Annotated in this window: 11 protein-coding genes; 2 read left to right on the forward strand and 9 right to left on the reverse strand. The window is 62.4% G+C overall.

The genetic code is table 11. The features are described from left to right. The 9 genes from rplB to rpsL all read right to left on the reverse strand — a co-directional run bounded on the left by rplB (position 1) and on the right by rpsL (position 7,247). Entirely contained in the window at positions 1–834 is an 834-nt protein-coding gene (gene rplB / locus NKH97_RS04910) for a 50S ribosomal protein L2 (protein WP_027026960.1), read from the reverse strand. A 22-nt stretch (positions 835–856) separates the two neighbouring features. Then, positions 857–1,150, reverse strand: a complete 294-nt coding sequence (locus tag NKH97_RS04915; protein ID WP_013531424.1) for a 50S ribosomal protein L23 — start codon at positions 1,148–1,150, stop codon at positions 857–859. Beyond that, entirely contained in the window at positions 1,147–1,767 is a 621-nt protein-coding gene (gene rplD / locus NKH97_RS04920) for a 50S ribosomal protein L4 (RefSeq protein ID WP_013531423.1), read from the reverse strand. Before rplD ends, NKH97_RS04915 begins: the two co-directional genes overlap by 4 nt. Further along, positions 1,767–2,495, reverse strand: coding sequence for a 50S ribosomal protein L3 (gene rplC / locus NKH97_RS04925; RefSeq protein ID WP_013531422.1), 729 nt, complete (start codon positions 2,493–2,495; stop codon positions 1,767–1,769). The genes rplD and rplC overlap by 1 nt, the downstream gene beginning before the upstream one ends. A 61-nt stretch (positions 2,496–2,556) precedes the next feature. Next, positions 2,557–2,865: a 30S ribosomal protein S10 gene (gene rpsJ / locus NKH97_RS04930; RefSeq protein WP_010909272.1), complete on the reverse strand. Its 309-nt coding sequence runs from the start codon at positions 2,863–2,865 to the stop codon at positions 2,557–2,559. 69 nt (positions 2,866–2,934) lie between these two features. Continuing rightward, positions 2,935–4,110 carry an elongation factor Tu gene (gene tuf / locus NKH97_RS04935; protein ID WP_095090666.1) on the reverse strand — a complete coding sequence of 392 codons (1,176 nt, stop codon included), beginning with the start codon at positions 4,108–4,110 and terminating at the stop codon, positions 2,935–2,937. Positions 4,111–4,208: 98 nt separating this feature from the next. Next, a complete protein-coding gene (fusA, locus tag NKH97_RS04940) occupies positions 4,209–6,299 on the reverse strand; it encodes an elongation factor G (protein WP_023762913.1) in 2,091 nt (696 codons plus the stop codon). 29 nt (positions 6,300–6,328) lie between these two features. Further along, a complete protein-coding gene (rpsG, locus tag NKH97_RS04945) occupies positions 6,329–6,799 on the reverse strand; it encodes a 30S ribosomal protein S7 (RefSeq protein WP_008875664.1) in 471 nt (156 codons plus the stop codon). Positions 6,800–6,875: 76 nt separating this feature from the next. Further along, positions 6,876–7,247, reverse strand: a complete 372-nt coding sequence (gene rpsL, locus NKH97_RS04950) for a 30S ribosomal protein S12 (protein ID WP_006333356.1) — start codon at positions 7,245–7,247, stop codon at positions 6,876–6,878. A 497-nt stretch (positions 7,248–7,744) separates the two neighbouring features. On the opposite strand from rpsL, the gene NKH97_RS04955 reads away from it, so the two are divergent. Together NKH97_RS04955 and NKH97_RS04960 are read left to right on the forward strand one after the other, a co-directional pair. Next, entirely contained in the window at positions 7,745–8,026 is a 282-nt protein-coding gene (locus tag NKH97_RS04955; RefSeq protein WP_013531420.1) for a transcriptional regulator, read from the forward strand. Between the two features lie 186 nt (positions 8,027–8,212). Further along, the gene (locus tag NKH97_RS04960; RefSeq protein WP_352795586.1) at positions 8,213–9,139 is read left to right on the forward strand and encodes a Gfo/Idh/MocA family protein; all 927 of its coding nucleotides are present in this window, start codon (positions 8,213–8,215) and stop codon (positions 9,137–9,139) included. The last annotated feature ends 174 nt before the right edge of the window (positions 9,140–9,313 follow it).

Here is a 9,313-nt window from a genome sequence, read left to right on the forward strand (position 1 = left end):
TTAGCTCTTGCGCTGATGGCGCGAGCGCAGGATGAACTTGTCGGTCGCCTTGTTGGACCGCGTCTTCTTGCCCTTGGTCGGCTTGCCCCAGGGCGAAACCGGATGGCGGCCACCCGAGGTGCGGCCTTCACCGCCGCCGTGCGGATGGTCGACCGGGTTCATGGTCACGCCGCGATTGTGCGGGCGCTTGCCACGCCAAACCGTGCGACCGGCCTTGCCGTCATTGATATTGCCGTGGTCCGGATTGGACACGGCGCCGACAGTGGCCATGCAGGAGCCGTGAACGACACGCTGCTCGCCCGAGTTGAGGCGCAGGATCGCCATGCCCTGGTCACGACCGACCAGCTGGCCATAACCACCTGCCGAACGGGCGACCTGAGCGCCCTTACCCGGCTTCAGCTCGATGTTGTGGACGATGGTGCCGACCGGCATCGAAGCCAGCGGCATCGCATTGCCCGGCTTCACGTCGACCGCTTCACCGGACACGATCTTGTCGCCGGGAGCCAGACGCTGCGGAGCGATGATGTAGGACAGCTCGCCATCGTCATACTTGATCAGCGCGATGAAGGCGGTGCGGTTCGGATCGTACTCAATGCGCTCGACCGTGCCGACGACGTCGAACTTGCGGCGCTTGAAGTCGATGATGCGGTACGAACGCTTGTGACCACCGCCGATGAAGCGGGCGGTGATGCGACCATGATTGTTGCGGCCGCCCGACTTGGTCAGGCCTTCGGTCAGACCCTTGACGGGCTTGCCCTTGTAGAGGCCCGAGCGGTCGACGATGACCAGCTGACGTGTGCTGGGCGTTACCGGGTTGAATTTTTTCAGTGCCATTGTTCTGTCCTCGCGGCCTTGCTCAGAGACCCGTCGCGACGTCGATCGACTGACCATCGGCCAGCGTCACAACCGCCTTCTTGACGTCGCTCTGGCGGCCAACCGTGCCACGGAAGCGCTTGATCTTGCCCTTGCGGACAAGCGTGTTCACGGCCATCACCTTGACGCCGAACAGCGCTTCGACGGCGGCCTTGATTTCCGGCTTCGACGCCTTCTTGGCGACGTTGAAGACGACCTTGTTCTGCTCGGAGGCCATGGTCGACTTTTCGGTGATCGCCGGCGAGACGATCACGTCGTAATGACGAAGGTCGGTCATTTAAAACGCTCCTCGAGAGCCTCGACGGCGGCCTTCGAAAGGACCAGCGTGCCGCGGCGCAGAATGTCGTAGACGTTGATGCCCTGGATGGGCAGCACGTCGATGTTGGGGATGTTCGTCGCCGCCAGCTTGAAGTTCTTGTCAAGCTCGGCGCCGCCGATCAGCAAAGCGTTGGTCAGGCCCAGCGTCGCGAAATTCGCGATCAGCGCCTTCGTCTTGGCCTCGGTCAGCTTCAGCTCGTCGATGATGATGATCGACGCGCTCTTGGCCTTGGCCGAGAGAGCATGCTTGAGGCCGAGAGCACGAACCTTCTTCGGCAGTTCGTGCTCGTGGCTGCGAACGACCGGGCCGTGGGCCTTGCCGCCGCCGCGGAACTGCGGAGCGCGTGCCGAATGGTGACGGGCGCGGCCCGTACCCTTCTGCTTGTACATCTTGGCGCCGGTGCGCGCGATCTCGGCGCGACCCTTGGTCTTGTGCGTGCCCTGCTGCTTCTTGGCAAGCTGCCAGCGCACGACGCGCTGCAGGATGTCTTCGCGCGGATCAAGGCCGAAAATCTCGTCGGAGAGTTCCACCTTGCCGGCGTCCTTGCCGCCCAGCGTTGTGATCTTGAGATCCATTATTCCGCTCCCTCTGTGGCCGGAGCCTCGTTCTTGGCGCCACTTTCGGCAGCAACGGCGCGGATCGCGGCAGGCTTCGGCGCATTGGCCGGCAGTGCCACCTTGGCCGCATCGCGGACCAGGATCCAGGCGCCCTTCGATCCGGGAACCGCACCGCGGATCAGGATCAGGCCGCGGTCGGCGTCGGTCGATACGATCTCGACATTCTGCGTGGTGACGCGGGTGTCGCCCATGTGGCCAGCCATATGCTTGCCCTTGAACACCTTGCCCGGGTCCTGGCGCTGGCCGGTCGAACCGTGCGTACGGTGCGAAACCGAGTTACCGTGCGTTGCACGGCCACCGCCCATGTGGTGGCGCTTGATGACGCCCTGAAAGCCCTTGCCGATCGTCGTGCCCGTCACATCGACCTTCTGGCCGGCGACGAAATGCTCGACGGTGATCTCCGCGCCGACATCGATCATGTTGTCGGCGGAGACGCGGAACTCGGCGACCTTCGCCTTCGGCTCGACGGAAGCGGTCGCGAAATGGCCGCGCATCGCCTTCGACGTGTTCTTCACCTTGGCAAGGCCAACGCCGAGCTGAACGGCGGTGTAGCCATTCTTCTCTTGCGTGCGCTGGGCCACGACCTGGCAGTTCTCCATCAGGAGAACGGTGACGGGAACATGTTCCCCGGCATCGTTATAGATGCGGGTCATTCCCACCTTTTTTGCAATCACACCTGAACGCATCGGTTCAATTCCTTTAGAGTTCCGGGCCAGGGGCACCGCCCCTTACCGCGCTCTCATTCCCTTAGAGCTTGATCTCGACGTCGACGCCGGCGGCCAGATCGAGCTTCATCAAAGCATCGACCGTCTGCGGGGTCGGATCGACGATGTCGAGCAGACGCTTGTGCGTGCGCATCTCGAACTGCTCGCGGCTCTTCTTGTCGACGTGAGGCGACCGGTTGACCGTGAACTTTTCGATCCGCGTCGGCAGCGGAATGGGGCCGCGGACGTTTGCACCGGTACGCTTGGCCGTCGACACGATTTCCTTCGTCGAGGCGTCGAGCACGCGGTGGTCAAACGCCTTAAGGCGGATGCGGATATTCTGTCCGTTCATGCGTCACTTCCTTGTTCTGGCGCGGCGCGGGCAACTCCCGCGCCCGCGACAGATCGGTTTAAGTCCAAATTACTCTTTGATGGTGACGACGATGCCGGCACCGACGGTGCGGCCGCCTTCACGGATGGCGAAGCGCAGCTTCTCTTCCATTGCGATCGGCACGATCAGCTCGACATCGACCGTGATGTTGTCGCCCGGCATCACCATCTCGGTGCCTTCCGGCAGCGACACGATGCCGGTCACGTCGGTCGTGCGGAAGTAGAACTGCGGACGGTAGTTGGTGAAGAACGGCGTGTGACGGCCACCTTCGTCCTTGGTCAGGATGTAGGCTTCGGCCACGAACTTCTTGTGCGGCTTCACCGTGCCCGGCTTGGCCAGAACCTGGCCGCGCTCGACACCTTCACGATCAACGCCGCGCAGCAGCGCGCCGATGTTGTCGCCAGCCTGGCCCTGATCGAGCAGCTTGCGGAACATCTCGACGCCCGTGCAGGTCGTCTTGGTCGTCGGACGGATGCCGATGATCTCCAGCTCCTCGCCGACCTTGACCACGCCGCGCTCGACGCGGCCGGTCACGACCGTGCCGCGGCCCGAGATCGAGAACACGTCTTCGATCGGCATCAGGAACGGCTTGTCGAGCGGACGAACCGGCGTCGGGATGTAGGCATCGACCGCAGCCATCAGCTCGCGGATCGCGTCTTCACCGATCTTCTTGTCGCTGTCTTCCAGAGCAGCCAGCGCCGAACCCTTGACGATCGGAATGTCGTCGCCGGGGAACTCGTTCTTGGTCAGAAGCTCGCGAACCTCGAGCTCGACCAGTTCGAGCAGCTCGGCGTCGTCGACCTGGTCGACCTTGTTCAGGAACACCACGATCGACGGCACGCCGACCTGACGGGCAAGCAGGATGTGCTCGCGGGTCTGCGGCATCGGGCCGTCGGCAGCCGACACGACCAGGATCGCGCCGTCCATCTGCGCGGCACCGGTGATCATGTTCTTCACATAGTCGGCGTGGCCGGGGCAGTCGACGTGAGCGTAGTGGCGGGCAGCCGTCTCGTATTCGACGTGCGCCGTCGAGATCGTGATGCCGCGCGCCTTCTCTTCAGGGGCAGCGTCGATCTGGTCGTAGCGCTTGTATTCGCCAAAATACTTGGTGATCGCCGCCGTCAGCGACGTCTTGCCATGGTCGACGTGGCCAATCGTGCCGATGTTCACGTGAGGCTTGTTACGCTCGAATTTACCTTTGGCCATAATCGTTCTCCGTCTATTCTACCCGCTAAGGGGATATTGTTATTCGCTCTTCAGATCCGGCACCGCGCAAGGAGCGCGACCCGGTGGCTAAGAAACCCTTAGGCGTATTTCTTCTGGACTTCCTGAGCCACTGCGGTCGGAACCGGCTCATAGTGATCGAACTGCATGGTGTAGGCCGCACGGCCCTGGCTCATCGAGCGCAGGTTGTCGACATACTTGAACATGTTGGCGAGCGGCACCATCGCGTTGATGACGACGGCCACGCCGCGCGCTTCCTGGCCCTGGATCTGGCCACGACGACCGTTCAGATCGCCGATGACGCTGCCGACGTAATCTTCCGGCGTCACCACTTCGACCTTCATGATCGGCTCCAGAAGCTGCACGCCAAGCTTGGGTGCGGCTTCACGGAAGCAGGCGCGGCCGGCGATTTCGAAGGCCAGAACGCTGGAGTCGACATCGTGGTAAGCGCCGTCGATCAGGGTCGCCTTGACGCCGATCATCGGGAAGCCCGCGAACGGACCCGAGGTCATGACGCTGTTGATGCCCTTTTCGACACCCGGGATGTATTCCTTCGGCACGGCGCCGCCGACGATCTTGGTCTCGAACTCGAACTCGCTGCTGTCCGGGTTCGGCTCGAAGACGATCTTGACGCGAGCGAACTGACCGGTACCGCCGGTCTGCTTCTTGTGCGTGTAATCCTGCTCGTGCCTGCGGGTGATCGTCTCGCGATAAGCCACCTGCGGTGCGCCGACATTGGCCTCGACCTTGAACTCGCGACGCATGCGGTCGACGATGATGTCCAGGTGAAGTTCGCCCATGCCGGAAATGATGGTCTGGCCGCTTTCCTCGTCGGTCTTGACACGGAAGGACGGATCCTCGGCAGCCAGGCGGTGAAGGGCGAGGCCCATCTTTTCCTGGTCGTTCTTGGTCTTCGGCTCGATGGCGATCTGGATGACCGGATCGGGGAATTCCATGCGCTCGAGAATGACCGGATGCAGCGGATCGCTCAGCGTGTCGCCGGTGGTCGTGTCCTTGAGACCGGCAAGAGCAACGATGTCGCCGGCAAAAGCCTCTTCGACGTCAGCGCGCGAGTTCGCATGCATCTGCAGCATGCGGCCGATGCGCTCTTTCTTGCCCTTCACGGTGTTGTCGACCGAGATGCCCTTGGTGAGCTTGCCCGAATAGATGCGGGCAAAGGTCAGCGAACCGACGAACGGGTCGTTCATGATCTTGAAGGCGAGCATCGACAGCGGCTCGTTGTCGTCGGCATGACGCTCGATCTCGGCGTCGGTCTTGGCATCGACGCCCTTGATGGCGGGAACATCGGCCGGCGACGGCAGATATTCGACGACGGCGTCGAGCAGCGGCTGCACGCCCTTGTTCTTGAAGGCCGAGCCACAGAACATCGGGTAGAACTTGACCGCGATGGTGCCCTTGCGGATCAGCGCACGGATCTCGTCATTCGACGGCATCTTGCCTTCGAGGTAATTCTCAAGCGCCGTCTCGTCCATTTCGACGGCGGCCTCGATCATCTTCTCGCGGTATTCTTCGGCACGAGCCTTGAGGTCGTCCGGGATCTCGACGACATCCCAGGCAGCGCCCAGCGTCTCGTCGCGCCAGACCAGCGCATTCATCTCGACGAGGTCGACGACACCCTTGAACTCGGTCTCGGCGCCGATCGGCAGCTGCATGACAACGGCATGCGCGCCGAGGCGCGAACCGATCATCTCGACCGAGCGATAGAAGTCGGCGCCGATCTTGTCCATCTTGTTGCAGAAGATCATGCGCGGAACGCGATACTTGTCGGCCTGGCGCCAGACGGTCTCGGTCTGCGGCTCAACGCCGGCATTGGCATCGAGCAGCGCGATGGCGCCGTCGAGCACGCGCAGCGAACGCTCGACTTCGATGGTGAAGTCGACGTGGCCGGGGGTGTCGATGATGTTGAAGCGGTGCATCTTGCCGTCACGAGCCTTCCAGAAGGTCGTGGTCGCGGCGGACGTGATGGTGATGCCGCGCTCCTGCTCCTGCTCCATCCAATCCATGGTGGCAGCGCCGTCGTGGACTTCGCCGATCTTGTGCGACTTGCCCGTGTAGTAGAGGACGCGCTCGGTGGTCGTCGTCTTGCCGGCGTCAATATGCGCCATGATACCGAAATTGCGGTAGTCTTCGATTTTGTATTCGCGGGCCATCGTAGCTGCCTCTCAGTCTCGTTCGCGCTTTACCAGCGGTAGTGCGCGAAAGCGCGGTTGGCTTCAGCCATCTTGTGGGTGTCTTCACGCTTCTTGACTGCCGTGCCGCGGTTGTTGGCCGCATCCATCAGCTCGCCGGAGAGGCGGTCGACCATCGTGGTCTCGTTGCGGTTGCGGGCCGCTGCGATCAGCCAGCGAATGGCCAATGCCTGGCGGCGCTCGGGGCGCACGTCGACCGGAACCTGGTAGGTGGCGCCGCCGACACGACGCGAACGCACTTCAACATGCGGCGCGACATTGTCGAGCGCCTGATGGAAGACGGTGACCGGCTCCTGCTTGGTCTTCGACTGAACCTGGTCGAGCGCGCCGTAGACGATGGTCTCGGCGACCGACTTCTTGCCGTCATACATAACGGCGTTCATGAACTTGGTGACGATCAGATCGCCGAACTTCGGGTCCGGATTGATCTCACGCTTTTCTGCACTGTGACGACGCGACATGGCTTTTGTCTCTCAATCTCATAGCCCGACGCAATCAAGGAGCGCCAAGGCCGGAAAATCTTACTTCGGACGCCCCTTACTTCGGACGCTTGGCGCCGTACTTCGAACGGCGCTGCTTGCGGTTCTTCACACCCTGCGTGTCGAGCACGCCGCGGATGATGTGGTAGCGAACGCCCGGAAGATCCTTGACGCGGCCGCCGCGGATCATGACCACGGAGTGCTCCTGAAGGTTGTGGCCTTCGCCGGGGATGTACCCGATCACTTCAAAACCATTGGTCAGGCGGATCTTGGCCACCTTGCGCAGCGCCGAGTTCGGCTTCTTCGGCGTCGTTGTATAGACGCGCGTGCAGACGCCCCGCTTCTGCGGGTTCTGCTGCATGGCCGGGACCTTGTTGCGCTTCACCGGCGCAATGCGCGGCTTGCGGATCAGCTGGTTGACGGTAGGCATTAAACCCTCTTGTCTCTCAATTCCGTGTCTCGCCCGGTCAGGGCCGCTCAAAGCGTCATTTCCATACGCAAATTCGGGCCATAAACCGCGCCTCGCGGTCTTGCCCGAACAAAAGGCAGAGGAAGCGGAAGCCGCTTCGTGCACGCCGGAAATGTCTTTTCGCTCGTAAAACGAACCCTGTTTGAGGCAAACTCCAAAGCGTGTCGCTTCGGAAGGGAGAGCCTCACATCGGTTCTGACTGGGCGGCTTCTACTCGTAAGACTGCGGACCGTCAAGCCCGGAGCACCAAATATTGCGCGCCGACCAAGGCTTGGCAGCCATGCGAAAACCGCATGTAATTTTCTTTCGCATTTTTGCAAGAGCGAGGAAGAAAGTGACAAGCCTTCAGGCAAAGTGAATGGGTTTGCGCTGTTGCGCGGCCTTGCTTCATGCGAAAAGGCCGCATGAGCAGTCAGGACCCCCTCGCCCGCCCACCCGCTGCCAAGAGGAATCGGCCCGTGAACGACAACGAAGAACGCCCGGTCACCATCATCACCGGCCGGGTGTGGAAGAAAAAAGGCGGCAAACCGGAAGGCGTCCACGTCATGCTGGTTGCGCCCGACGACGATTCGGCGGTGCGCCGGGCACTCGAATCGCTTGCCGCCGAAGGGTACGCCGAGGCGGAGCTCGACCAGATCGGTGACATGGACGGCATCCCCGACGAAGAGCCGCATATCTCCGCCTTCCAGGGCGCGCTCGAAGGCGAAGTGTCGATCGTTACCTTCGACGTGCCGATCTGACCCCGACCTCCCGGTCCAGCTTTCGAATCGGCTACCGAGACGAATCGGCGACCGAGGCCTTCCCAGCCGACAAAAATGTGCACACTGCCGCTCGAGGAAGGCTGAGCTTGCCTGCTCGGCTTCGGCTTGCCCGGGGCAAGTGTTCTGATAAGAAACCATCACCATCATCAAACAGACGGAGCGGCCGTGTCCCAGCCCATCAAGATAGGCATCGTCGGCGTCGGCAAGATCGTCCGCGACCAGCACCTGCCGGCCCTGGCGAAGGACCAGGACTATCGCCTCATCGCGGCCGCCAGCCGTCACGGCAAGGTGGATGACATCGCGAATTTTCCTGACATCGAAGCCATGCTCGACGCGGTGCCCGAACTCGAGGCCGTATCGCTCTGCATGCCGCCGCAGTTCCGCTACGACGCGGCGCGGACAGCGCTGATAGCAAAGAAACATGTCTTCCTGGAGAAGCCGCCTGGCGCCACTGTCAGCGAGGTCGAGGACCTCAAGACATTGGCCTCGCAGAACGGCGTCTCGCTGTTCGCCAGCTGGCACTCGCGCTATGCGCCGGCGGTCGAGGCCGCGCGCGCATTTCTCGACACGACCAAGATCAAGTCGGCCGCCATCAACTGGAAGGAAGATGTGCGCCGCTGGCACCCGAACCAGGAATGGATCTGGGCGCCCGGCGGTTTTGGCGTCTTCGATCCCGGCATCAACGCGCTGTCGATTGCCACCCACGTCCTGCCGGCGATGTTCATCACCTCGGCGGTGCTGGATTTTCCCGAAAACCGCGCCTCCCCGGTTGCCGCGCGCGTCGCCTTCCGCACCTCGAATGGATTGCCGGTGACGATGGATCTCGACTGGCTGCAGACCGGCCCGCAAAGCTGGGACATCCTGGCCGAGACCGACAAGGGTGCCATGGTGCTGTCGGGCGGCGGGTCGAAGCTCGCCATCGACGGCAAGGTGGTTCATGACGAGCCGGAGGCCGAGTACCCGATGCTCTACAAGCGCTTCGCCGAGATCGTGCGTGCCGGGACCTCAGATGTCGACCTCGCGCCCCTGCAGCATGTCGCCGACGCCTTCATGCTCGGCAAGCGCAACGTGGTCGAGGCGTTCTTCGATTGACTTATGCACGCGACGGGATCGCGGACCTGGCGTGAATGCACGCCCGGCACCAAAGGGTCGACCCCCACTCCGTCTCGGCTACGCCGAGCCACCTTGTATCTACACGAGAGAGATTTCGTGGGATTAGAGCGATTGAGCCAAGGTCCGGGCGGCCGCCCGGACCTTGGCTTGGCG

The organism is Mesorhizobium sp. M0870, assembly GCF_040319775.1.
Lineage (GTDB): Bacteria > Pseudomonadota > Alphaproteobacteria > Rhizobiales > Rhizobiaceae > Mesorhizobium.

What these genes read in the sequence shown, in the direction of transcription:
- rplB (WP_027026960.1), bottom strand. Translation starts at nt 834, where the DNA reads ATGGCACTGAAAAAATTCAACCCGGTAACGCCCAGCACACGTCAGCTG.
- NKH97_RS04915 (WP_013531424.1), bottom strand. Translation starts at nt 1,150, where the DNA reads ATGACCGACCTTCGTCATTACGACGTGATCGTCTCGCCGGCGATCACC.
- rplD (WP_013531423.1), bottom strand. Translation starts at nt 1,767, where the DNA reads ATGGATCTCAAGATCACAACGCTGGGCGGCAAGGACGCCGGCAAGGTG.
- rplC (WP_013531422.1), bottom strand. Translation starts at nt 2,495, where the DNA reads ATGCGTTCAGGTGTGATTGCAAAAAAGGTGGGAATGACCCGCATCTAT.
- rpsJ (WP_010909272.1), bottom strand. Translation starts at nt 2,865, where the DNA reads ATGAACGGACAGAATATCCGCATCCGCCTTAAGGCGTTTGACCACCGC.
- tuf (WP_095090666.1), bottom strand. Translation starts at nt 4,110, where the DNA reads ATGGCCAAAGGTAAATTCGAGCGTAACAAGCCTCACGTGAACATCGGC.
- fusA (WP_023762913.1), bottom strand. Translation starts at nt 6,299, where the DNA reads ATGGCCCGCGAATACAAAATCGAAGACTACCGCAATTTCGGTATCATG.
- rpsG (WP_008875664.1), bottom strand. Translation starts at nt 6,799, where the DNA reads ATGTCGCGTCGTCACAGTGCAGAAAAGCGTGAGATCAATCCGGACCCG.
- rpsL (WP_006333356.1), bottom strand. Translation starts at nt 7,247, where the DNA reads ATGCCTACCGTCAACCAGCTGATCCGCAAGCCGCGCATTGCGCCGGTG.